This is a genomic window from Streptomyces sp. LS-MS-L19 (genome assembly GCF_058382285.1).
In genome coordinates this window covers 7,551,521-7,572,844 of record NZ_JBYCLL010000001.1, presented here as the reverse complement: position 1 = coordinate 7,572,844, position 21,324 = coordinate 7,551,521, and the positions used below count along the sequence as shown (strand labels likewise).

Sequence of the window (21,324 nt, the reverse complement as noted above, 5' to 3'; positions counted from 1 at the left end):
ACCATGAAGCCGGTGTCCGGCGTGGCGGAGTCCCCGACCTCCTCCACGCCGGGCCCGGCCCCGTCCCGCCTCCGCCGACTCGCCAGGGCCGCGCTCCCCGGCCCCGCCCCCGGCGCCAACGGAGCGGCCATGTACCGCCGTTGGTGGCTGCCGTGGCTGTGGACCGCGCCCGCGATCGCCTGCGCGGTGGTCTTCGGCGTGTTCCCGTTCCTCAACACGGTGCTGCTGTCGTTCACCAACGCCAAGCCGCTGGGCGGCGCGTCGAGCTTCGTCGGGCTCGACAACTACACGCGGATGCTGGACGACTCGGACTTCTGGCTGGCGACCCGCAACAGCATCCTGTACGCGCTGATCGTCGTACCGCTGATGGTGCTGCTGCCGCTGCTGCTCGCGGTGCTGGTGGAGAAGAACCTGCCGGGCATCGGCTTCTTCCGGTCCGCCTTCTACACCCCGGTGCTGGCCTCCAGCGTGGTCGTGGGCCTGAGCTGGCAGTGGCTGCTCGCGGACGACGGACTGGTCAACACCTGGCTCCAGAAAGCCCACTTGATCAGGTCGGCCATCCCGTTCCTGTCGGACTCGTGGCTGATCCTGCTGTCCGCGATGGGCCTGACCCTGTGGAAGGGCCTCGGCTGGTACATGGTGTTCTACCTGGCCGCCCTCGGGAACGTCCCCAAGGAACTCCACGAGGCCGCCGCCATGGACGGCGCCGGAGCGGCCCGCCGCTTCTGGCACATCACCGTGCCGGGCGTACGGCAGGCCATGATGCTCGTCGGCACCCTCACCGGCATCGGCTCGCTCAGGGTCTTCACCGAGATCTACATGCTCGGCAGCTCCACCGGCGGCCCCGGCGGCGCCGACCGCACCCTGCCGTTCTACATCCGGGACGTCGGCCTGGACCCCATCACCGGCAACGCCGGCTACGGCTCGGCCGTCAGCGTGGCCCTGTTCGCGCTGACGCTGGGGCTGACCCTGCTGGCGCAGCGCCTGACGAAGGAGGACGAGGCATGACGACGACCGCCCTCGCGCCCAAGCGCCGCCGTCTGACACCGCGTTGGCGGGACTACGGCCGCCCCCGCGAGCTGCTCGTCCGCTATCTGCTGCTCCTCCTGGTGCTCGGCCTCACCGTGGGCCCGCTGCTGTGGCAGCTGCTGGCCTCCCTGAAGGGCACGAGCGAGGACGTCTTCGGCGCGGACGCCACCCTGTTGCCGCACCACCCGACCCTGCGCGCCTACCGGACCGTCTTCGACCAGGTGCCGGTGTGGTCGTACATCAAGAACAGCCTGATCGTGGTGGCCCTGTCGGTCACCAGCCAGCTGCTGTTCTCCACCACCGCCGGCTACATGCTCTCCAAGCCCGGCTGGAAGGGCCGCAAGGCGGTCTGGGTGGTCCTGGTCGCCTCGATGATGTTCCCCTTCGAGTCGATCATGGTGTCGCTGTTCCTGAGCATCCGGGACCTCGGCCTGGTGGACAGCCTGGCCGGTGTGTGGCTGCCCGGCTTCGTCGGCGCGATCAACGTCCTCCTCATGCGCGGCGCGTTCCTCGCGGTCCCGCGCGAGATCGAGGACTCGGCGATGCTGGACGGCGCGAACGAGTGGCAGCGCTTCCGGTACCTGTATCTGCCGTCGGCGTGGGGCGCGATCCTGGTCGTCGTCATCAACACCTTCATCAGCGCCTGGGACGACTTCCTGTGGCCGCTGATCGTGCTGCGCTCCGAGAGCAACATGACGCTGACGCTGGGCCTTTCCCGTCTCCAGAGCTCGTCGTTCGGCTACGACCAGCGGATGGTGATGGCCGGTTCGGTGATCTCGGTGATCCCGGTGCTGGTGCTGTTCGTGATCACCCAGCGGTGGTTCTACAAGGGCGTCTCGGCGGGGGCCGTGAAGCTGTGACCCTTCACGCCGAGCGCCTCCGCGGCTGACGCGGCGACCCTGATCTCGACGGTGCCACCGAGACCTCGGAGCGGCAGGGTCACCGTACGGCGCTCCCCCGGGGCCAGGCCGACACCCTCGAACGCACACAGTTCGAGGGTGCGCGGCCAGGTCGGCGTGACGAGACGGCGAAGGTAGACCTGGACCACTGAACGGCCGTAGCGCGGGCCGGTGTTGGTGACGTCGACCTCGACCGTACGTCCCGTCAGACGCGGCTCGCCGTACGCGAAGTCCGTGTACGACAACCCGTGCCCGAAGGAGTACCGCGGCTCGGCGCTCTGGTCCACGTACCCGCCGTACTCGGTGTCCTTGTGGTTGTAGTAGACGGGGAGCTGGGCCGCCGAGCGCGGCACGGAGACCGGGAGTCGGCCCGCCGGTTCGGCGAGTCCGAGCAGGACCTCGGCGATGGCGTCGCCGCCCCAGGGGCCGGGGTACCAGGCCGTGAGCAGCGCGGGCGCGGTGTCCGGTACGACGTGGGGGCGCCCTTGGACCAGCACGACGGCGGTCGGCGTGCCCGTGGCCACGACGGCGTCGAGGAGCGCGTACTGGGCCGCGCCGAGCCGCAGTTCGGCCAGGTCGACGCCCTCGCCGCAGGTCATCTCGGGGACCGCGGTGAGTGCCGCCCCGTTGGCGTCGAACTCGGTCCCGGTGGTGCGGGCGCTGCTGCCACCCAGCACCAGCACGGCGAGGTCGGAGGCGGCGGCCGCGGCGATCGCCGCCGGGATGCCGGAGAGGTCCGTGCCGGTGAGGGCGCAGCCGGGGGCGTGGCGGATGTCGAGTCCGGGCGGGGCGAGCCGGCGCAGGGCGTCGAGGACGCTGCTGCCGGTGCCGGGGCGCTGCGGAGCGGTGTAGTCGCCCAACTGGTGGGCGGTGGTGGCCGCTTGGGGTCCGAGCACGGCGAGTCGGGAGACGTGCCCGCCGATGGGCAGCACCCCGTCGTTGCGCAGGAGGGTCACGGCGGCCCGGGCGATCTCCTTGCTGAGCTCCGCACCACCGGGCGGCGGAGCGGCGGCCGTGTGCCGTCGTTCGAACAGTCCCAGCCGGAACTTGAGGCGCAGGACGCGGGCGACGGCCGCGTCGAGGACCGTCTCTTCGACGAGCCCGCGCTCGACCGCTTCCTCCAGGTGGGTGAAGCCGTCGTCCCAAAGGCTCAGATCCACACCGGAGTTGAGTGCGAGAACGCCCGCCGAGACCTTGTCGCCGGTGATACGGGCGAGCCGGTCGACGGCGAGACCGTCCGCCATGACCAGCCCCTCGAAGCCCCACTCCTCACGGAGCAGCCCGGTGAGCAGGGCGCGGTTGCCGGAGCAGGGCATGCCGTCGACCTCGTTGTACGCGGCCATGACGGCGGCGGCGCCCGCGCGGACACCGGCCCGGGCGGCGGGGAGGTGGATCTCGTGGAGTTCGCGCCAACCGAGCTCGGACTCGGCGGAGTTGCGACCGCCGACGGTGGCACCCTGGCCCGCGAAGTGCTTGAGGACGACGGGGGCCTTGTCCTCCGCGAAGACGTCACCGGCCCCTTGCATCCCCCGGACCAGCGCCTGGGTGAGCCGCGCGGCCAGGTAGGGGTCCTCGCCGAAGCACTCCTCCGTGCGGCCCCAGCGCGGGTCGCGGACGATGTCCAGCGCCGAGACGAGGGCCACATGGCCGCCGCGGGCGCGCAGTTCGGCGGCGGCGTGCGCGGCGGCACGCTCGTACAGGTCCGGGTCCCAGCCGGCGCCGACCGCCAGGTTGACCGGGAGGACCGTGCCGTCCAGGGCCATGAGGCCGTGCGGGACCTCCTCGACGAAGAGGGCGGGAATGCCGAGCCGGCTCCGCTCCACGACATGCCGCTGCACCAGCTCGGCCAGCTCGGCCCCGTCCTCGGCGCCGGGCCCGCTCCCGTGGTCCACGCCGGACCAGGCGTCGGCGCGCTGGAGGCCGTACAGGGCGCCGAGGCCCTCGAAGCGGTCGGTCTCGGCGTACAGGGCGTCGGTGAGTTCGAAGCCGCCGTCGGGGGTGCGCCGGTAGGCGTCCCAGCCGTACATCCGCTGGTTGAGCTGGCCGGCCTTCTCGCGCAGGGTCATCCGCGCGAGGAGGTCCCGGACGCGGGCGTCGGTCGGGGCGGTGGGGTCGCGGTAGAGGGCGTCGCTCATGAGGTGTGGGCCAGTCGTGCGAGGGCGACCGCGCCGGGGCAGCCGTCGGCCACCCAGTCGAGGCTCAGGTCATGGGTGCGGAGCCGGTCGGCCAGCGGGGCGGTGAGGGGGCCCGCCGGTCCGAGGAGGCCGCCGGTGGCGACGATCCGCTCGCCGGGGCGCGGTTCCAGCGCCCGTACGGTCTCCAGCAGGTGGTCGGCCGCCTCGGCGAGGATCGCCAGGGCCACGGCGTCCTTCTCGGCCGCCGCCTCGGCGACCAGCGGGGCGAAGCGGGCCAGCCGGATCGGCGGGTCGGCCATGACGGCGGGCAGCAGATGCCGGCGGAAGTCCTCACGCCGGGCGCGCTCCCAGCCGGGGACTCCGGGGGTGGGGGTGCCGGTACCGCTCGGCAGGTCGGTGCCGCCATGGTCGTACGAAGGGATTCCGCCCTTGGGGAGGACGTCGACGGGCAGGCCGAGGGTGCGCCCGACCCAGGCGGCGAGGACGGTGGGGCGGCCGCGGCCGTCGGCCATGCGCAGGGCGGCGCGGACCGCGCTGCGGCCGATCCAGAAGCCGCTGCCCTCGTCACCGAGGAGCCAGCCGTCGCCGTCGACCGTGGTGGTGGCGCGCCGGGCGGTGACGCGCAGGGCGACCGCTCCGGTGCCCGCGACCAGGGCGAGGCCGTCGGAGGGGGTGCCGGGGGCGGCGGCGAAGGCGGCCTCGATGTCGCTGCACACGCCGACCCGGCCCGACGGGACACCGAGGCGGCGCAGCGCCTCGGTGAGGGCCGTACGGGCCTTCACGGTGCCGGGATCCTCGGCGGAGGCCGCCGTGGCGCCCGCGAAACCGCCGGTCACGGCCACGACCCGGCCGCGGGCTTCCTCGGGCACCACTCGGGCGAGTGCCTCGACGAGGTGCTCGGTGAGCTGCGGGACCGGCACGGTCATGGCGTTGCCGGGACCGCCGACGGCCTCGCCGAGCACCCGGCCGTCGGTGGCGGAGGCGGCGGCGAGGAGCGCGCGGGTGCGGGTCCCGCCGGCGTCGAGGCCGATGACCAGGGCGCCGGGACCGTCTCCCAGTTCGTGGTTCAAATAATTACCCATCGATGACTATGGTGATTGATACATTCGCGCAGGACAAGAGCGGAAGACGAGCCGGGCCGAGGTCGGACCGGGCCGAACCCGAGGAGGATCCCATTCCCACGCTCCGCTTCGGCGTCAACTACACGCCCCGCCACGGCTGGTTCCACGCCTGGCACGACTTCGATCCGGCCCGCACCCGCGAGGATCTCGCCCAGATCGCCGGACTCGGCCTCGACCACGTCCGGGTCTTCCACCTCTGGCCGCTCCTCCAGCCCAACCGCACCCTGATCCGGAGCACCGCCGTCGACCAGCTCGCGCAGCTGGTCGACCTGGCCGCCGAGGCGGGCCTGGACGTCCTGGTGGACGGCGTGCAGGGCCATCTGTCGAGCTTCGACTTCTACCCGGAGTGGACCCGCAGCTGGCACCACCGCAACGTCTTCACCGACCCGGACGCCGTCGCCGCCCAGGCCGACCTGCTGCGCACCCTCGGCCGCGCCCTGTCCGGCCGCCCCAACCTCATCGGCCTCCAGCTGGGCAACGAGCTCAACAACCTGATCGAGCACAACCCGGCGACGGTCGAGGAGGTCGACCACTACCTGGACTCCCTGCTGGCGGCGGCCCGCGAGGGGCTCGGCGCGGGCGCGGGCCTGGTGACCCACTCCGCGTACGACGCGGCCTGGTACGGCGACGACCACCCCTTCACCCCGCAGGCCTCGGCCCGCAAGGGCGACGTCACCACCGTCCACCCCTGGGTCTTCTCCGGCGGCTGCGCCGGCCTCTACGGCCCCCGCTCCCCCCAGGTCCTGCACCTCGCCGAGTACGGCACGGAACTCGCCAAGGCCTACGCCGAGGACCCCTCCCGCCCGGTCTGGGTCCAGGAGACGGGCGCCCCCGAACCCCACATCCCGGCCGCCGACGCCCCGCACTTCGCCCGCGAGACGATCCTCAACGCGTCCGGCTGCGAGGGTCTGTGGGGCGTCACGTGGTGGTGCTCCCACGACGTGGACCGCACCCTGGCGGACTTCCCGGAACTGGAGTACACGCTGGGCCTCTTCGACGCACAGGGCCGCCCCAAGCCGATCGCGGAAGCCCTGGCGTCCACAGTGGCGGAACTCCGGGTGGCCCCCCTGGCGGCCCTCCCCCGCGACACGGCCCTGGTCCTGGACTGCACCCCGTCCACGCGATCGGTCTCGGGCCCGGGAGGCACGTACTTCGAGGAGTGGATGCGGTTGCGGCAGCAGGGGGTGCGCCCGGCGGTGGTGCTGGCGGAACGGGCGGAGGACGAAACCTACTTGGCGGCCAGGGGAATCAAGGAGCTCATACACATTCCGTGCAGGTGAGCTACTCCAGGGGCGCGGGGCTGTGTCGATCTGCGGCTCCGCCGCGCGGGCGCGAGAAGCCCCACCGGCCCGCACTCACCGCGCAGCGTTCAGCACTTCAGCCACCGCCCGCAAATTGACCTTCCCCCGCCCGTAAGAACACAACGCGCCATCCTCCGGCAGCCCCGTGGCGACCCGTACCGCCCCCTGCCTCCGGCCCATCAGCTCATCCCGCATGCGGGCCTGCCACGGGTACAGGCCCGCATCACACGTGGCCACGACCAGCGGCGCACTCCCGGCCTTGGCCAGAATCACGTCGACGAGCGCGGAAGGATCAACCGGCTCCCCGGAAACCGCCGTCCCCGTAGCCGTCGGATCAACAGCCAGCACCTGGGTCAGCAGATCCTCCCCGCCCCAGTTCAACGCGGGATGCGGCGCCGGGAACAGATCCACGACATGCGCCCCGGACACACGAACCGGCAGCTCCTGACCGCACACGGCCCGCCTGGCCGCCTCAAGACCGGCCTCCGCGTCCCACGGCGCGACCTCCGCCGCCGGCGTCGCGTACCGCGAGGCCAGCCGCTGCACCCGCCCCGCCGCCTCCCGGATCCGCTCCTCCGCCAGCACCCCGTCCCGCAGCGCCTCCAGCACGGCGTCCCGGCACTCCAGGGTGACCCTGAGATCGGCCACGGCGACGATGACCTGGTCGGCCCCGGCGGCGAGGGCGATCCGCGCCCCCGCGGCCTCCCCGTACAGGTCGGCGATCGCCTTCATCTCCAGCGCGTCGCTGACCAGCACCCCGTCGAAGTCGAGCTCGTGCCGGAGCAGATCGCCCAGGATGCGACGGCTGAGCGTGGCCGGACGGTTGGCGTCGAGCGCCGGGAACACGACGTGCGCACTCATCAGCATCGGCACCCCCGCGGCGATCGCGGCCCGGAAGGGCGCGAGGTCGAGTTCCTCGTACGGCCGCGGGTCGACGGCGATCTCGTGGTGGCTGTCGGTGAGGGTGCCGCCGTGCCCCGGGAAGTGCTTGGCGCAGGAGGCGATGCCGCGTGCCTCGGTCGCGGCGATCCAGGCGCGCAGATGCCGGGAGACCAGCTCGGTGTCCTCGCCGAAGGCCCGGGTGCGCACGATCGGGTTGTCGGCCTGCCGCTGGACGTCGGCGACGGGCGCGTAGGAGGCGGTGATGCCGAGGGCGGCCAGGTGTCCGGCGAGCGCGTCGGCGCAGCGGGCGGTGAGGGCCGGGTCGTCGACGACGCCGAGGGCGTAGCTGCCGGGGACCTCGGGGGCGCCCGCGGCCACCAGGTGCCCGATGCCGCCGCCCTCGTTGTCGATGGCGACCAGCAGGTCGGGGCGCAGGGCCCGCAGGGTGTCGGTGAGGCGGCGCACCTGCTCCGCGTCGCGCACGTTGCGGGTGAACAGAATGACCCCGCCGAGGCCGCGGTCGATGAGCCGCTTCAGGGTGTCGGGGACGGCCGTGGTCCCCTCGAACCCGGCGACGAGGCAGCGGTGGGCGGCCTCGTCGAGGTCGACGGGGAGGGCGGTGCGGGCAGACGGGTGCTCGGAGTGGGTCACCCCCGGAATCCTCTGGCTCACTCAGCCGAAAGTCAACAGACCAATGGTTCGGTCATTCACTCCGGGGGTGGTGGTGTCAGCCCTCGTCCGCCGTCAGCCGCAGCGAGATGCTGTTGATGCAGTACCGCTGGTCGGTGGGCGTCGGATACCCCTCGCCCTCGAAGACGTGCCCGAGGTGCGAGCCGCAGCGGGCGCAGCGCACCTCGGTGCGGACCATGCCGTGGGAGCGGTCCTCGATCAGTTCGACCGCGTCGGTGTCCTTCGGGTCGTAGAAGGACGGCCAGCCGCAGTGGGACTCGAACTTCGTGGTGGAGGTGAAGAGTTCGGCACCGCAGGCGCGACAGGAGTACACGCCGGTGGTCTTGGTGTCGGTGTACTCACCGGTGAAGGCGGGCTCCGTACCGGCCTGGCGGAGTACGGCGTACTCGGCCGGCGTCAGCTCCGCTCGCCACTGCTCGTCCGGCTTTTCGACGTCGTACGACATGAAGCTCAGCCCCTTACTTCGCGAGACGGTCCAGGATCAGCGGGCCGAGGTCCGTGACATCACCCGCGCCCATGGTGAGAACCAGATCACCGGCCTTCGCCATTCCCGCGACCACCGACGGCACCTCCGCCTTGTCGTGGACCGGCGTCACGTCCGCGCCCGCGGTACGCGCCGCGTCGATGATCAGCTCGCTGGTGACCCCGGGGATCGGGTCCTCGCGGGCCGGGTAGATGTCCAGGACGACCGAGGCGTCGGCCAGCGCGAGGGCCTCGCCCATCTCCTTGCCGAGCTCCTGCGTGCGGGAGAAGAGGTGGGGCTGGAAGACGACCAGGATCCGGGCGTCCCCGGCGGCCGCGCGCATGGCCTCCAGGTCGGCGGTCATCTCGGTGGGGTGGTGGGCGTAGGAGTCGATGACCTGGACGCCGGCCGCCTCGCCCTTGAGCTGGAGGCGCCGCTTGACGCCGGTGTACGCGGCCAGGGCGGGCGCCAGCTCGGCGGCCGGGACCCCGAGGGCCACGCCCGCTGCCAGCGCGGCGACCGCGTTGTGCGCGTAGTGCCGGCCGGGGACGGAGACCGTGAAGGTGAGCTCGGCACCGTCGAGGAGCACGGTGACCTCGCTCTTCAGACCCTGCGGCACGACGGACAGCACCCGCACGTCGGCGTCCTCGGCGTCGCCGTACGTCACCACGCGCACGTCACAGGCGGTGACCCGCCGGGTCAGCTCGCGAGCGCCCTCGTGGTCGGCGTTGACCACCAGCGTGCCGCCCTCGGTGACGCGGTCCACGAACGTCTCGAAGGACTCGTAGATCTCGTCCATCGACGCGTAGTTGGCGTGGTGGTCGAGCTCGACGTTGAGGACGATCGCGACCTCGGGGGCGTACTTGTGGAAGCTGCGGTCCGATTCGTCGGCCTCGGCGACGAAGATCTCGCCCTCGCCGTGCAGGGCGTTGGAGCCGGGGGCGTCGAGGTCGCCGCCGATCGCGTACGACGGCTTCAGGCCCAGTTCGGACAGGGAGACCGCCAGCATCGAGGTGGTGGTCGTCTTGCCGTGGGTGCCCGCGACGGCGATCGGCCGCAGGCCGTCCATCAGGGAGGCGAGGGCGTCGGAGCGGTGGACGACCGGGATGCCGAGCTCGGCCGCCCGGGCCAGCTCGGGGTTGTCGGCCCGGATCGCCGAGGACACGACCACGCAGGTGGCGTCGGACGCCAGGTGCTCCGCCGCGTGCCCGATGTGCACGGTCGCGCCCAGCGCCCGCAGCGCCTCCGCGGTCGCCGACTCCTTGGCGTCGCTGCCGGCCACCTTCGCGCCGCGCTGCGCGAGGATCTTCGCGATCCCCGACATCCCGGCCCCACCGATCCCGATGAAGTGCGGTCGGTCCATGGCGGTAGGAAGGCCGGGTGCCATGCGTGTGTCTCCCCAAAGTGGTGCGGTACGAGTGCGGGGCTCAGCCTATGCCTTGCTGTGCGAGAACAGCTTCAGCACCGGGACGCCCACCTTGTGACGCGCCCGGGACGCCCAGTCGCGGTGGAAGAACTCCTCCACGTAGTGCGGATCGGTCAGGACGATCACCTCGTCCGCGCCGATCTCGTCGACGAGGGACTTCAGCGCGTCCAGGGGGTGGTCCTCGATGAGCCGCCCCTCCGCCTCGCTCCCGGAGGCTCTGAGCGCCTGGAGGGACACGGACAGCGCCTGCTCCCCCACTCCCTTCGCGGCCTCGCCCTCGGGTGTCTCCCGCTCCCGTACGGCCTCGTCCAGCTCGCCCAGCGCCACGTCGTCGATGGCCCTCAGCAGCCGGTCCGCCTGATCTCCCCGCGGCTGGAGCAGCACGTGGAACGCGACCTGCTCGTCCCCGTGCAAGGTGGTGACGAACTCCACGTCGGCGGACGTCAGGGCCTTCTCGATCATCAAAACGCTGGTGAACACCGGGCGTCCCCTTCTCTGGGCTCTGCGGAAACCATCCTGCCCCGTGATCGCACGGGTACTGCCGATTCAGTGTGCCCGTCGGACGCTAAACGGAACGACAGATTCCACCGATGTCGGCGACAGCGGTACGGATCGAACCCCTCTACCCATACGCCCCCGTTCAAGGCCGGCGGTACCTGCTGTAGAGGAATCCGTCCTCCTCCAGCAGGGAGTCCAGTACGAACCGCGTGGGCACCGCGACCGACGGTCCCCCCGCGATCCGCTGCGCGTCCCCCGCGGTGAGCATCGGGGACAGGGTCAGACAGAGCTCGTCGAGCACCCCGGCGGCCACCAGCTGTCCGAGCAGCCGCGGTCCGCCCTCGGTCAGCAGCCGGGTGTGCCCGAGTTCGGCCAGCGCCCGTACCGCCCGCGCGGGGTCGACGCCGACGCCGTCCCCGGCGATCACCACCCGTGCCCCGGCCTTCTCCGCCGCGGCGACGCGGTCCGGTGCCGCCGCCGCGCCCGTGAGGATCAGCGTGGGCACCAGGGGCGAGGTGTACAGCGGGAGGGAGAAGTCCAGGTCCAGGCTCGCGCTGACCACCGCGATCGCCGGGGCCGGGCCCTGTCCGGCGGTCTCCCGCACGGCCGCGAACTCGGCACGCGCGCGTGCGGGCCGGTACCCCTCCTGGCGGACCGTTTCCGCACCGACCACCACGACGTCGGCCAGCGCCCGCAGCGTCCCGAAGATCCGCATGTCGGTCGCGGTCGAGATGGGGTGCGAACGACCGTCGTGCTGGGCGGCCCCGTCGAGCGTGGAAACCATGTTGGCGCGCAGCCAGACCTCCGGAGCACCGGGTCCCGCGCCCGGCCCGAGCTCGGGGTAGGCGTAGGCGGCGGCCAGCTCGGCGAGGCTCCAGTCATGACCCGCCGGTGGCCGGGCCGCCGTCGCGTCGCCGTCGCGGCCGCTCCCGTCCTCGGCCGGGGTCCGGATCGCTGTCTGGTCGGTCACAGGGAACAGGCGTCGCATGTCGTGCAGTCTGGCACGGCGCTTAGCATGGTGAACCGTGTCTACTTCCCCCGCCGCGTCCGGGTTCGGCCCGATGGCCGAGACCGCCCCGCTGTCCCTGTGCGACCGCGCGCCGCACGTCCCCGCGGACCGGCTGGTCGCCGAGATGGTGCCGCCGCCGCGGTTCGACTCGGTGCGTTTCGACACCTACCTCCCGGACCCGAACCAGCCCAGCCAGACCGATGCCGTGCGGGTCCTGGAAGGCTTCGCGGCGGGCCTCGGCGGCGCCCACGCGCTCGGCGGCGGCAAGCGCGGCTTCCTCGGCTTCGGCAAGGCGTTCGGCAGGACCAAGCCGGCGAAGACGCCCGCCGGCCCCCGCGGTGTCTACCTCGACGGCGGCTACGGCGTCGGCAAGACCCACCTGCTGGCCTCCCTGTGGCACGCCACCCCCGCCGAGCCCGCCCTCAAGGCCTTCGGCACCTTCGTCGAGCTGACCAACCTGGTCGGCGCCCTCGGCTTCCAGCAGACGGTCCGGACGCTCTCCGGCCACCGCCTGCTGTGCATCGACGAGTTCGAACTGGACGACCCCGGCGACACCGTCCTGGTCTCCACCCTGCTCGGCAAGCTCGTTGACGCGGGCGTGGCGCTCGCCGCCACCTCCAACACCCTGCCGGGCAAGCTCGGCGAGGGCCGGTTCGCGGCCGCCGACTTCCTGCGCGAGATCCAGGGCCTCGCGGCGCAGTTCCGCCCCCTGCGCATCGACGGCGAGGACTACCGCCACCGCGGGCTGCCCGAGGCGCCGGCGCCGTTCGCCGACGAGGAGGTCACCAGGGCGGCGTACGCCACCGAGGGCGCCTCCCTCGACGACTTCCCGAGCCTGCTGGCGCACCTCGCCAAGGTCCACCCCAGCCGGTACGGCGCCCTGACGGACGGTCTGCGGGCGGTGTGCCTCACCGACGTCCAGCCGGTGCCGGACCAGTCGACGGCGCTGCGGCTCGTGGTGCTGGCGGACCGTCTCTACGACCGCGAGGTGCCGGTGCTGGCCTCCGGGCTGCCCTTCGACCGGCTGTTCAGCGAGGAGATGCTGAACGGCGGCTACCGCAAGAAGTACTTCCGCGCGATATCCCGGCTCACCGCGCTGGCCCGCGACGCCAAGGGTCTCGTCGCGTAATCACACCGAAAGTTCGCCCGTCAAGGGCAAGTTCGCGACAGCGACCCCGCACGCTTCAGCCTCTCTTCAGCTGGAAACGTTAAGTTAACCCTGCAAACAACTTTGCCGGGCTAAGGTGTTTCTTGACCAGCCGTTGACCAACCGTTGGTCTGGACTAGAAGTGCGAATGCGGGAGGGGGGCGCATGTTCCGAGGTGCGACGGTGCGTACCGCGCTCACGGCCCTCGCCGCCGTCCTGCTCGCCCTCCAGTTCTTCGCTCCCACCGGGGGCTTCGCATCCGCGCATACTGGCCGTCAAGTCGAGGCCAAAGCTCTTGCCGGATCCAAACCAACCGGCGCCACCCAGCGCACCGAAGCCGCCACGAAGCGCCACTGCAACCCCGCGGGGGACCCGACCGGTCCCCTGCGCGCACGCGACCGGCACCGCGCCGTCGACTTCGCCCCCCAGGGGCCCGAGCGCCCGGCACCGACCCAGGAGTCGGCGAGCGCACCCGGGAAACACGCCGTGCCCGGCGGTTTCCCCTTGTCGAGACCCTCGACAGCCCATGCTCCGGCGGCACTTCAGGTCTTCCGCTGCTGATCGCGGCGAAGTCCCCCCACCTCACCTGAATCACTGTCATGCAAGCCGACGCGCGTCCCGCGCGGCCGGTACGCCCGACGCGCCCCCACGGCGCGCCAGGAGGAGTCACCACATGCAGCCCCTCATCGACAACGCCCGTACGTTCGGACAGCGCCCTGAGGAGTTCGCCCCGCTGGCCCAAGGCCAGTCCCCCCAGGTTCTGTTCATCACCTGCTCGGATTCCAGGGTCGTCCCGGCCCTGATCACGGGCGCCCGACCGGGCGAGCTCTTCGAGCTGCGCACCGCGGGCAACATCGTTCCCCCCTACGCCTCCGAGCACCCCACCAGCGAGGCGGCCACCATCGAGTACGCCGTGGAAGTCCTCGGCGTGCGCGACATCGTGGTCTGCGGGCACTCCCACTGCGGCGCCGTCGGCGCCCTGGTCCGCGGCGACGACCTCGACGCCGTGCCCGCCGTACGGGACTGGCTGCACCGCGCCACCCCGCGCCCGGCCGGCGCGGCCGAGGACCCGGAGGTGGCCGAGGGTGTGCAGAGCCATGTCCTGGCCCAGGTCCTGCGGCTGCGGTCCTACCCCTTCATCGACAAGAAGCTCGCGGAAGAACAACTGACCCTGCACGCCTGGTACTACGAGGTGCACACGGGCGCGGTGCGCGTCCACCGCGCCGAGACCGACGCGTTCGAGGGTCTGTGATCGGGATGCTGACCAAATTCCCTCATCTGCGGCAGGACTTCGCCGCCTCCCTGGTCGTGTTCCTGGTCGCGCTCCCGCTGTGCGTGGGCGTGGCCGTCGCCTCCGGTGTCCCGGCCGAGCTCGGGCTCGTCACCGGCATAGTCGGCGGGCTGGTCACCGGAGTCATGCGGGGCAGCAGCCTCCAGGTCTCCGGGCCGGCCGCCGGTCTGACCGTCCTCGTCTTCGAGGCGGTGCAGGAGTTCGGGCTCCCCGCGCTCGGTGTGATCGTGCTGGCCGCCGGGCTCATCCAGCTCGCCATGGGCGCCCTGAAGCTGGGGCGCTGGTTCCGGGCGATATCCGTCTCGGTCGTCGAGGGCATGCTGGCCGGTATCGGCCTCGTGCTCATCGCCGGCCAGCTGTACTCCGCGGCCGGCCTGAAGGCGCCCACCACCGGGGTCGGCAAGATCCTGGGGCTGCCCGGTGCCGCCGTCGACGCGCTCGGCAGTTCCACCGCGCTCATCTCGCTCGCCGTCGGCGCGGGCACCGTCGCGGTGCTGGTGCTGTGGAAGAAGCTGCCCAAGAAGGCGCAGACCGTGCCGGGCGCGCTCGCCGCCGTCCTGCTGGCCACCGTGGTCACCCAGGTCTTCGGCCTGTCGATCGCCACCGTCGAGGTGAACGGCCTGCTGGACTCCATCCAGCCGCCCGGTTCGGAGGCCTTCGGCGAGCTGGCCGACCCGGCCATATTCGGCACCATCCTGGCGTTCACGCTGATCGCCTCCGCCGAGTCGCTGTTCAGCGCGGCCGCGGTGGACCGGCTGCACGACGGCCCGCGCACCGAGTACGACAGGGAACTCATGGCCCAGGGCGCGGGCAACGCGGTGTGCGGCGCGCTCGGCGCCCTGCCCATGACCGCGGTCATCGTGCGCAGCTCCGCCAACGTCCAGGCGGGCGCGCGGACCAAGGCGTCCCGGTTCATGCACGGTGTGTGGCTGCTGCTGTTCGCGGCCCTGCTGCCGTCCACGCTGGCGCTGATCCCGCTGCCCGCGCTCGCCGGCATCCTGGTCCACGCGGGCTTCAAGCTGATCCCGTTCCGGGCGATCGTGCCGCTGTGGCGCAGCCACCGCGGTGAGGCGCTGATCCTGGTGGCCACGGCCGTCTCGATCGTCGCGATCAACATGTTCGAGGGTGTGCTGATCGGTCTGGCGCTGTCCGTCGCCAAGACCGCCTGGGAGGCCTCGCACCTCAGGCTGGAGATCGTCGACAAGGGCGCGGGCCCCATCCAGGCGCACCTGTCGGGCAACGCGACCTTCCTGAGGCTGCCGAAGATCCTCGACAGCCTGGAGTCGCTGCCCCAGGACCGGGCCGTGGAGCTGGACCTCTCCGGCCTGCACCACCTGGACCACGCCTGCCGTACGGCCCTGGAGAACTGGGCCGAGCGGCACAGCTCCGTCGGCACGGAACCGGTGCGGGTCACCGAGCCCGAGCCCGTGAAGGCCGTCGCTCCCTAGCGCGGCCGAAGGCACTCCCGACGCCCGGTGCGAGGCCGATCGTGGCCCCGGACCGGGCGTCAGGCATATGGTCGTAGGAGCAGACATAAAGGACCTCTCGACGAGGGGGTCGGCATGCTCCCAGAGTTGTTGGCGGCGGCCGCGGCGACCGCCGCCGCCGGATGCGTCTACCTCGCGGCGGCGGCCCGGGTCGTCAAGCAGTACGAGCGCGGGGTGGTCTTCCGCCTCGGGCGGCTCGCGGGCGGGGTGCGCGAGCCCGGGTTCACGGTGGTCGTGCCGTTCGTGGACCGGCTGCACAAGGTGAACATGCAGATCGTCACGCTGCCGGTGCCGGCCCAGGAGGGCATCACCCGGGACAACGTGACGGTGCGCGTGGACGCGGTCGTCTACTTCCGGGTCGTCGACGCGGCGAGCGCCCTCGTGAAGGTCGAGGACTACAAGTTCGCCGTCTCGCAGATGGCCCAGACCTCGCTGCGTTCGATCATCGGCAAGAGCGAGCTGGACGATCTGCTGTCCAACCGCGAGAAGCTCAACGAGGGCCTGGAGCTGATGATCGACAGTCCGGCCGTGGGCTGGGGTGTGCAGGTGGACCGCGTGGAGATCAAGGACGTGTCGCTGCCGGACACGATGAAGCGGTCGATGGCCCGCCAGGCCGAGGCCGACCGTGAGCGGCGGGCCCGGATCATCAACGCCGACGCCGAGCTCCAGGCATCCAAGAAGCTCGCGGAGGCCGCCAAGGAGATGTCCGAGCAGCCCGCCGCGCTCCAGCTGAGGCTGCTCCAGACGGTCGTCGCGGTGGCCGCGGAGAAGAACTCCACGCTGGTCCTGCCGTTCCCGGTGGAGCTGTTGCGCTTCCTGGAGCGCGCGCAGGAGCACCCGACCGGGCAGTGACGGAGGGGGACACGCTACGCGCGTGGTTCCCGAGGGCCGACCCAGGTGATAGACACAGCGGCGTCACAGTTCCTGTCCGCCAGCAGGAAGGTCGCACCGCCATGTCTGCAACACGACGTCAAGTCCTCGCCCGCTCAGGGGCCCTCGGGGTCGGCATCGCCTTCACCGGGGCCCTGTCCGAACTCTTCGCGGGCACGGCCGCCGCCCAGTCCCTCGGCCACACCGGCTACGGCCCCCTCGTACCCGACCCGAAGGGCCTGCTGGACCTGCCGAAAGGGTTCCGCTACAAGGTCCTCTCCCGTGAGGGCGACCAGCTGCGCTCCGGTGAGGGCAAGGTCCCCTCCAACCACGACGGCATGACCGCACTGCCCGGCAGACACGGCCGGGTCCACCTGGTCCGCAACCACGAGAACCGCCCCACCGCCCCCCTCCAGGTGCCGACGATCGAGGGCCTCACCTACGACCCGGCCGGCAAGGGCGGTTGTACGGCGCTCACGCTGGACTCCCGGAACAACGTGCTGTCGGAGCGGGTCGCCATCGCCGGTACCGCCGTCAACTGCGCGGGCGGGCCCACCCCTTGGGGCACCTGGCTGACCTGCGAGGAGACCGAGGACAAGGCCGGCACCAACGGCTACACCAAGGACCACGGCTTCATCTTCGAGGTGGACCCGGTCGACCCGCACCGCTCGGGCGCCGTACCGCTGACCGCGATGGGCCGCTTCCAGCACGAGGCCATCGCGATCGACCCGAAGCGCGGGATCGTCTACGAGACCGAGGACGCCTTCCTCAAGCCCTTCGGCCTCTTCTACCGCTTCCTGCCCAACCGGCCCCAGGGCGGCCCCGGTTCGCTGCGCGCGGGCGGCCGGCTCCAGGCGATGCGGGTGCCGGGCGTGCCGGACCTGTCCGTGATCCAGGAGACCGGCGCCTGCTTCGAGGGCATCGAGTGGGTCGACGTACCGGACCCGCTGGCCGCCCAGACCCCCGTCCGGCTCCAGGACTTCGGCCCGAAGGGCATCACGCACGCCCAGAAGCTGGAGGGCTGCTACTGGGGCGGGAAGTCCGTCTACTTCGTGTCGTCGTTCGCGCACAGCGCGGAGGGTTCGGCCGCCGACCACTTCGGGCAGATCTGGCGCTACGACCCCTCGGCGCGCCGGCTCACCCTGGTGATCGTCTTCGGCCCGGACACCGATGTGCAGCTGCCGGGCGAGTCCCCCGACAACATCTGCCTGGCGCCCAGCGGCGGCCTGATGGTGTGCGAGGACGGCAACGGCGCCCAGCACGTGTTCGGTGTGACCCGGCACGGCGAGGTCTACGCGATGGCCCGCAACGCGCAGAACATCGGCACCCCCGAGGCACCGGAGTGGGGCGAGTTCGCCGGCGTCACCTTCTCCCCCGACGGGCAGACGATGTACGTCAACTGCTACACGCCCGGGACGACCTTCGCGGTGACGGGCCCCTGGCGCAGGTAGCCGCCCTCCGCGACGGCTGGCGCGCCCCGGTCCCCCGGCGCAGGATCGAGGGACCGGACCCGGACCGGAAGGGGTGCCCCATGTCCAAGAAGGGCTCGAAGGCCGACGCGGGGAAGAAGGACTCGAAGGCCCGCGCGACCGAGAAGGGCTCCGAGGCCGACGACTTCTCCCTGCGCGGGCTGCTGCGCGTGCCGGGCGGCAAGACCGTGGACCTGGCCTCCTACGACGCCCGGGAGATCCCGGCCGGTCCCCGGGACAAGGAGGCGGGCCTGGCCGCGATGACCGCGCTCGCCACCCCGCTCGGCGACCTTCAGGAACGTCTGTGGGCGGCGAGCACGGCGGGCGACCGGCGCCGGGTCCTGCTGGTGCTCCAGGGCATGGACACCAGCGGCAAGGGCGGCACGGTCAAGCACGTCATCGGCCTGTTCAACCCCTCCGGCTGCCGCATCCACGCCTTCAAGGCACCCACCCCGAAGGAGCTGGAGCACCCCTTCCTCTGGCGCGTGAAGAAGGCCCTGCCGCAAGCCGGTGAGCTGGGCATCTTCGACCGCTCGCACTACGAGGACGTCCTCATCGCCCGGGTGCGCGAACTCGCCCCGACGGCCGAGCTCGAGCGCCGCTACGACGAGATCAACCGCTTCGAGAAGGCTCTTACCGACGACGGCGTCACCGTGGTCAAGTGCTTCCTGCACATCTCGTACGACGAACAGCGCGACCGTCTCCTCAAGCGCCTGGACCGCCCGGACAAGCACTGGAAGTTCAACGTCTCGGACATCGACGAGCGCGCCCTGTGGTCCGCCTACCAGCGGGCGTACGAGATCGCCCTGGAGCGCTGCTCGACCCGGCACGCGCCCTGGTACCTGGTCCCCGCCGACCGCAAGTGGTACCGCAACTGGGCGGTCAGCCGGCTCCTCCTGGAGCACCTGTCCGAGCTGGACCCGCACTATCCGAAGGCGGACTTCGACGTGGCGGAAGCGCGCAGGCGGCTGCTGGAACAGTGAATCCCGGGGTACTCGGCCCGCATGACCGAGAACCGGCACGTCAAGGGCTCGTACTGGCTGGAGACGGCACCCGGCGGGCCCCAGCCGCCACTGACCGAGGACCTCGACGTCGACGTGGCCGTCATCGGCGCCGGCATCGCCGGGCTGAGCACGGCGTGGGAGCTGACGCAGGCCGGGCGGCGGGTGGCCGTCCTGGAGGCCGGGCAGGTGGCGGGCGGGGTCTCCGGGCACACCACCGCCAAGCTGACCGCCCTGCACACCCTGATCTACGACAAACTGCGCCGCACCCGCGGCCCGGAGGGCGCCCGGCTCTACGCCCGCTCGCAGAGCGAGGCGATCGAACGGGCCGCCGAGATCGCGGAGGAGCTGGGCGTCGACTGCGACTGGGAGCGGCGCAGCGCCTACACCTACGTCCGTGACGAGAGCCGGGTCGAGGAGCTGCGGGCCGAGGCGGAGGCCGCCCGGGAGGCGGGGCTGCCGGCGTCGTTCGTGACGGAGACCGGGCTGCCGTTCCCGGTGGCGGGGGCGGTGCGGGTCACGGACCAGGCGCAGTTCCATCCCCGCAAGTACCTGCTGGCCCTGATGGAGGACCTGGTCGCCTCCGGGGCGGCCGTCCACGAGCACACCGTCGTCATCGGCCTCGACGAGGGTGAGCCGTGCCGCCTGAAGACGGACACGGGGGCGACGGTGACGGCCCGGGACGTCGTGGTCGCCACCCACTACCCGATCTTCGACCGGGCCCTGCTGTTCACCCGGCTCTCGCCGCGCCGCGAGCTGGTGGTCGCCGGGACGATCGAGCGGGAGCGGGACCCGGACGGCATGTTCATCACGCCGGACGAGGGCACCCGCTCGGTCCGTACGGCTCCCTGGGACGAGGACCGGCGCCTGCTCATCGTCACCGGCGAGCACTTCACGCCCGGCACCGGCGACACCCGGGCCCGGTTCGACGACCTCTCCGGCTGGGCCGCCCGGCACTTCCCCGACGTCGAGTTCACCCACGCCTGGGCCACCCAGGACAACGACCCCACCGACACCGTGCCGCTGGTCGGCCCCCTGCACCCGGGCGCCCGGCACACCTATGTCGCCACCGGGTTCGGCGGCTGGGGCATGAGCGGCGGCATCATGGCGGGCCGTCTGCTCACGGCCCAGATCACCGGCGAGCAGTGCGCGTGGAGCGAGTTGTACGACCCGCGCCGGCTGCGCTCGCAGGTCCGCGAGGCGCCGTCCTTCCTCAAGACGCAGGCCCAGGTGGCCCGCCACTTCGTCGGCGACCGCCTGCGTCCGGCGCCCCCGCTGGAGTCCCTCCCGCCGGGAGAGGGGGCCGTGGTCCGGGTGAACGGCGACCGGGTCGCGGTCTACCGCGACGAGGAGGGCGCCCTGCACGCCGTCTCCCCCCGCTGCACCCACCTCGGCTGTCTGGTCTCCTTCAACGGCGCCGAGGACGCCTGGGAGTGCCCGTGCCACGGCTCCCGCTTCGACACCAACGGCAAGGTGATCCAGGGACCGGCGACCAAGCCGCTGGAGCGGCGGGACATCTGAGCGGGTGACGGCACGGACAGGTGTTACAGGAAAATAGGATGGTTCGCCCTATTTTCATTCGGTGATCACTCTTGTACGACGCGTCACCGCCGTCCTACTCCTCGGCGCCGCCCTCACGGCCTGCGCCGCCGCTCCCCGCCAGGCCGCTCGCCCGGCCCGCCCGGCCCCCTCGGCGACCACCGCGCCGCCCACGCTGGCGCCCGGTCCGGGCGGCCTGACCCCCGTCTTCACCAACGGCTCCCGCGGCCGCGGCCGGACCGTCGCGCTCACCTTCGACGCCGACATGACCGCGGACCAGGGGGCACGGGCCGCGGCCGGTGAGCACTTCGACAATCCGGGTCTGATCTCGGCGCTGCGGGCGCTGAAGGTGCCGGCCACCGTGTTCATGACCGGGCGGTGGGCCGAGGAGTACCCGGACCAGGCCCGGTCGATCGGGCGGGACCCGCTCTTCGAGGTGGCCAACCACTCCTACAGCCACTACGCCTTCACCGGCGACTGCTACGGACTGCCAACCGTGTCCGCCGACCGGATGCGGGCGGACGTGGAGCGCGCCTACGCGGCGTTCCGGAAGGCCGGGGTGCCGGACGCGCGGCCGTACTTCCGCTTTCCCGGCGGGTGCTACGACCGTCGGGCGCTCAGGGAGCTGACCCCGGCCGGGGTGACCGCGGTGCAGTGGGACGTGGTGAGCGGGGACGCGTTCGCGACGGACGCGGACGCGGTGTCGCGGCAGGTGCTGGAGGGGGTGCGGCCGGGGTCGGTCGTGGTCCTGCACTGCACGCGGAGCGCGGCGCCGACGACGGAACGGGTGGTCCGGGCGGTGGTGCCGGAGCTGCGGGCGCGGGGCTTCCGGTTCGTGAAGGTGTCCGAGCTGATCGGGTCCTAGGCTGGAGGTATGAGCGAGGACTACTGCACGATCGGCGACGTGCCGAAGCCGCCGGTCGCCGATGGACCGCCGTACGCGGACTGCGTGCTGTGCCGGAAGCCGACCGAATATCCGGACTCGTACAAGGGCATCACCTTGTGCCCCGTCTGCGAGTGGCAGGAGGCTCAGCGGACGGCCTGTTCCGGCTGAGCTTTAGGGTTGT

Annotated in this window: 20 protein-coding genes; 13 read left to right on the top strand and 7 right to left on the bottom strand. The window is 72.0% G+C overall.

The genetic code is table 11. The features are described 5' to 3' along the window. The first annotated feature begins 3 nt into the window (after nucleotides 1-3). Both AC2XR2_RS33800 and AC2XR2_RS33795 read left to right on the top strand, forming a co-directional pair. Nucleotides 4-1,008: a carbohydrate ABC transporter permease gene (locus AC2XR2_RS33800; protein WP_491518550.1), complete on the top strand. Its 1,005-nt coding sequence runs from the start codon at nucleotides 4-6 to the stop codon at nucleotides 1,006-1,008. Then, nucleotides 1,005-1,889, top strand: a complete 885-nt coding sequence (locus AC2XR2_RS33795) for a carbohydrate ABC transporter permease (protein WP_491517107.1) — start codon at nucleotides 1,005-1,007, stop codon at nucleotides 1,887-1,889. Before AC2XR2_RS33800 ends, AC2XR2_RS33795 begins: the two co-directional genes overlap by 4 nt. Here AC2XR2_RS33795 and AC2XR2_RS33790 read toward each other — a convergent pair. Together AC2XR2_RS33790 and AC2XR2_RS33785 are read right to left on the bottom strand one after the other, a co-directional pair. Further along, nucleotides 1,853-4,063, bottom strand: a complete 2,211-nt coding sequence (locus tag AC2XR2_RS33790) for a glycoside hydrolase family 3 N-terminal domain-containing protein (RefSeq protein WP_491517106.1) — start codon at nucleotides 4,061-4,063, stop codon at nucleotides 1,853-1,855. The two genes, AC2XR2_RS33795 and AC2XR2_RS33790, sit on opposite strands and share 37 nt — an antisense overlap. After that, entirely contained in the window at nucleotides 4,060-5,145 is a 1,086-nt protein-coding gene (locus AC2XR2_RS33785; RefSeq protein WP_491517105.1) for an N-acetylglucosamine kinase, read from the bottom strand. Before AC2XR2_RS33785 ends, AC2XR2_RS33790 begins: the two co-directional genes overlap by 4 nt. Before the next feature lie 8 nt (nucleotides 5,146-5,153). On the opposite strand from AC2XR2_RS33785, the gene AC2XR2_RS33780 reads away from it, so the two are divergent. Continuing rightward, nucleotides 5,154-6,464 (top strand): glycoside hydrolase 5 family protein, encoded by a 1,311-nt coding sequence (locus AC2XR2_RS33780; RefSeq protein WP_491517104.1) that lies wholly within the window; start codon nucleotides 5,154-5,156, stop codon nucleotides 6,462-6,464. Nucleotides 6,465-6,539: 75 nt separating this feature from the next. Here AC2XR2_RS33780 and AC2XR2_RS33775 read toward each other — a convergent pair whose 3' ends face one another. The 5 genes from AC2XR2_RS33775 to AC2XR2_RS33755 form a co-directional block, all read right to left on the bottom strand. After that, nucleotides 6,540-8,018 (bottom strand): glycoside hydrolase family 3 protein, encoded by a 1,479-nt coding sequence (locus AC2XR2_RS33775; protein ID WP_491517103.1) that lies wholly within the window; start codon nucleotides 8,016-8,018, stop codon nucleotides 6,540-6,542. Between the two features lie 76 nt (nucleotides 8,019-8,094). After that, entirely contained in the window at nucleotides 8,095-8,502 is a 408-nt protein-coding gene (msrB, locus tag AC2XR2_RS33770; RefSeq protein ID WP_330263817.1) for a peptide-methionine (R)-S-oxide reductase MsrB, read from the bottom strand. Between the two features lie 13 nt (nucleotides 8,503-8,515). Further along, the gene (gene murC / locus AC2XR2_RS33765) at nucleotides 8,516-9,907 is read right to left on the bottom strand and encodes a UDP-N-acetylmuramate--L-alanine ligase (protein ID WP_449353306.1); all 1,392 of its coding nucleotides are present in this window, start codon (nucleotides 9,905-9,907) and stop codon (nucleotides 8,516-8,518) included. A gap of 45 nt (nucleotides 9,908-9,952) precedes the next feature. After that, a complete protein-coding gene (locus AC2XR2_RS33760) occupies nucleotides 9,953-10,426 on the bottom strand; it encodes an indole-3-glycerol phosphate synthase (protein ID WP_330263819.1) in 474 nt (157 codons plus the stop codon). A gap of 160 nt (nucleotides 10,427-10,586) precedes the next feature. Next, on the bottom strand, nucleotides 10,587-11,432 hold the full coding sequence (locus AC2XR2_RS33755) for a pyrimidine reductase family protein (RefSeq protein WP_491517102.1): 846 nt from the start codon (nucleotides 11,430-11,432) through the stop codon (nucleotides 10,587-10,589). 73 nt (nucleotides 11,433-11,505) lie between these two features. On the opposite strand from AC2XR2_RS33755, the gene zapE reads away from it, so the two are divergent. From zapE to AC2XR2_RS33705, 10 genes are all read left to right on the top strand, one after another. Continuing rightward, nucleotides 11,506-12,582 carry a cell division protein ZapE gene (gene zapE / locus AC2XR2_RS33750; RefSeq protein WP_381299239.1) on the top strand — a complete coding sequence of 359 codons (1,077 nt, stop codon included), beginning with the start codon at nucleotides 11,506-11,508 and terminating at the stop codon, nucleotides 12,580-12,582. Between the two features lie 183 nt (nucleotides 12,583-12,765). After that, complete coding sequence (locus tag AC2XR2_RS33745) at nucleotides 12,766-13,161, top strand: hypothetical protein (RefSeq protein ID WP_491517101.1); 396 nt, start codon at nucleotides 12,766-12,768, stop codon at nucleotides 13,159-13,161. 112 nt (nucleotides 13,162-13,273) lie between these two features. Further along, the gene (locus AC2XR2_RS33740; RefSeq protein WP_123763705.1) at nucleotides 13,274-13,852 is read left to right on the top strand and encodes a carbonic anhydrase; all 579 of its coding nucleotides are present in this window, start codon (nucleotides 13,274-13,276) and stop codon (nucleotides 13,850-13,852) included. Between the two features lie 5 nt (nucleotides 13,853-13,857). Further along, entirely contained in the window at nucleotides 13,858-15,339 is a 1,482-nt protein-coding gene (locus AC2XR2_RS33735) for a SulP family inorganic anion transporter (RefSeq protein WP_491517100.1), read from the top strand. Nucleotides 15,340-15,453: 114 nt separating this feature from the next. Continuing rightward, on the top strand, nucleotides 15,454-16,230 hold the full coding sequence (locus AC2XR2_RS33730; RefSeq protein WP_123763704.1) for a slipin family protein: 777 nt from the start codon (nucleotides 15,454-15,456) through the stop codon (nucleotides 16,228-16,230). Nucleotides 16,231-16,331: 101 nt separating this feature from the next. After that, entirely contained in the window at nucleotides 16,332-17,699 is a 1,368-nt protein-coding gene (locus tag AC2XR2_RS33725; RefSeq protein ID WP_491517099.1) for a PhoX family protein, read from the top strand. 80 nt (nucleotides 17,700-17,779) lie between these two features. After that, the gene (locus AC2XR2_RS33720; protein WP_491517098.1) at nucleotides 17,780-18,700 is read left to right on the top strand and encodes a PPK2 family polyphosphate kinase; all 921 of its coding nucleotides are present in this window, start codon (nucleotides 17,780-17,782) and stop codon (nucleotides 18,698-18,700) included. Between the two features lie 21 nt (nucleotides 18,701-18,721). After that, complete coding sequence (locus tag AC2XR2_RS33715; RefSeq protein WP_491517097.1) at nucleotides 18,722-20,239, top strand: FAD-dependent oxidoreductase; 1,518 nt, start codon at nucleotides 18,722-18,724, stop codon at nucleotides 20,237-20,239. Nucleotides 20,240-20,300: 61 nt separating this feature from the next. Further along, nucleotides 20,301-21,122 carry a polysaccharide deacetylase family protein gene (locus AC2XR2_RS33710; protein WP_491517096.1) on the top strand — a complete coding sequence of 274 codons (822 nt, stop codon included), beginning with the start codon at nucleotides 20,301-20,303 and terminating at the stop codon, nucleotides 21,120-21,122. Nucleotides 21,123-21,131: 9 nt separating this feature from the next. Next, entirely contained in the window at nucleotides 21,132-21,311 is a 180-nt protein-coding gene (locus AC2XR2_RS33705) for a hypothetical protein (RefSeq protein WP_381299159.1), read from the top strand. The last annotated feature ends 13 nt before the right edge of the window (nucleotides 21,312-21,324 follow it).

Excerpts from the sequence above, each read along its gene's own strand:
- AC2XR2_RS33800 (WP_491518550.1), top strand. The coding sequence starts at position 4 with ATGAAGCCGGTGTCCGGCGTGGCGGAGTCCCCGACCTCCTCCACGCCG.
- AC2XR2_RS33795 (WP_491517107.1), top strand. The coding sequence starts at position 1,005 with ATGACGACGACCGCCCTCGCGCCCAAGCGCCGCCGTCTGACACCGCGT.
- AC2XR2_RS33790 (WP_491517106.1), bottom strand. The coding sequence starts at position 4,063 with ATGAGCGACGCCCTCTACCGCGACCCCACCGCCCCGACCGACGCCCGC.
- AC2XR2_RS33785 (WP_491517105.1), bottom strand. The coding sequence starts at position 5,145 with ATGGGTAATTATTTGAACCACGAACTGGGAGACGGTCCCGGCGCCCTG.
- AC2XR2_RS33780 (WP_491517104.1), top strand. The coding sequence starts at position 5,154 with ATGGTGATTGATACATTCGCGCAGGACAAGAGCGGAAGACGAGCCGGG.
- msrB (WP_330263817.1), bottom strand. The coding sequence starts at position 8,502 with ATGTCGTACGACGTCGAAAAGCCGGACGAGCAGTGGCGAGCGGAGCTG.
- murC (WP_449353306.1), bottom strand. The coding sequence starts at position 9,907 with ATGGCACCCGGCCTTCCTACCGCCATGGACCGACCGCACTTCATCGGG.
- AC2XR2_RS33755 (WP_491517102.1), bottom strand. The coding sequence starts at position 11,432 with ATGCGACGCCTGTTCCCTGTGACCGACCAGACAGCGATCCGGACCCCG.
- zapE (WP_381299239.1), top strand. The coding sequence starts at position 11,506 with ATGGCCGAGACCGCCCCGCTGTCCCTGTGCGACCGCGCGCCGCACGTC.
- AC2XR2_RS33745 (WP_491517101.1), top strand. The coding sequence starts at position 12,766 with ATGTTCCGAGGTGCGACGGTGCGTACCGCGCTCACGGCCCTCGCCGCC.
- AC2XR2_RS33740 (WP_123763705.1), top strand. The coding sequence starts at position 13,274 with ATGCAGCCCCTCATCGACAACGCCCGTACGTTCGGACAGCGCCCTGAG.
- AC2XR2_RS33735 (WP_491517100.1), top strand. The coding sequence starts at position 13,858 with ATGCTGACCAAATTCCCTCATCTGCGGCAGGACTTCGCCGCCTCCCTG.
- AC2XR2_RS33730 (WP_123763704.1), top strand. The coding sequence starts at position 15,454 with ATGCTCCCAGAGTTGTTGGCGGCGGCCGCGGCGACCGCCGCCGCCGGA.
- AC2XR2_RS33725 (WP_491517099.1), top strand. The coding sequence starts at position 16,332 with ATGTCTGCAACACGACGTCAAGTCCTCGCCCGCTCAGGGGCCCTCGGG.
- AC2XR2_RS33720 (WP_491517098.1), top strand. The coding sequence starts at position 17,780 with ATGTCCAAGAAGGGCTCGAAGGCCGACGCGGGGAAGAAGGACTCGAAG.
- AC2XR2_RS33715 (WP_491517097.1), top strand. The coding sequence starts at position 18,722 with ATGACCGAGAACCGGCACGTCAAGGGCTCGTACTGGCTGGAGACGGCA.
- AC2XR2_RS33705 (WP_381299159.1), top strand. The coding sequence starts at position 21,132 with ATGAGCGAGGACTACTGCACGATCGGCGACGTGCCGAAGCCGCCGGTC.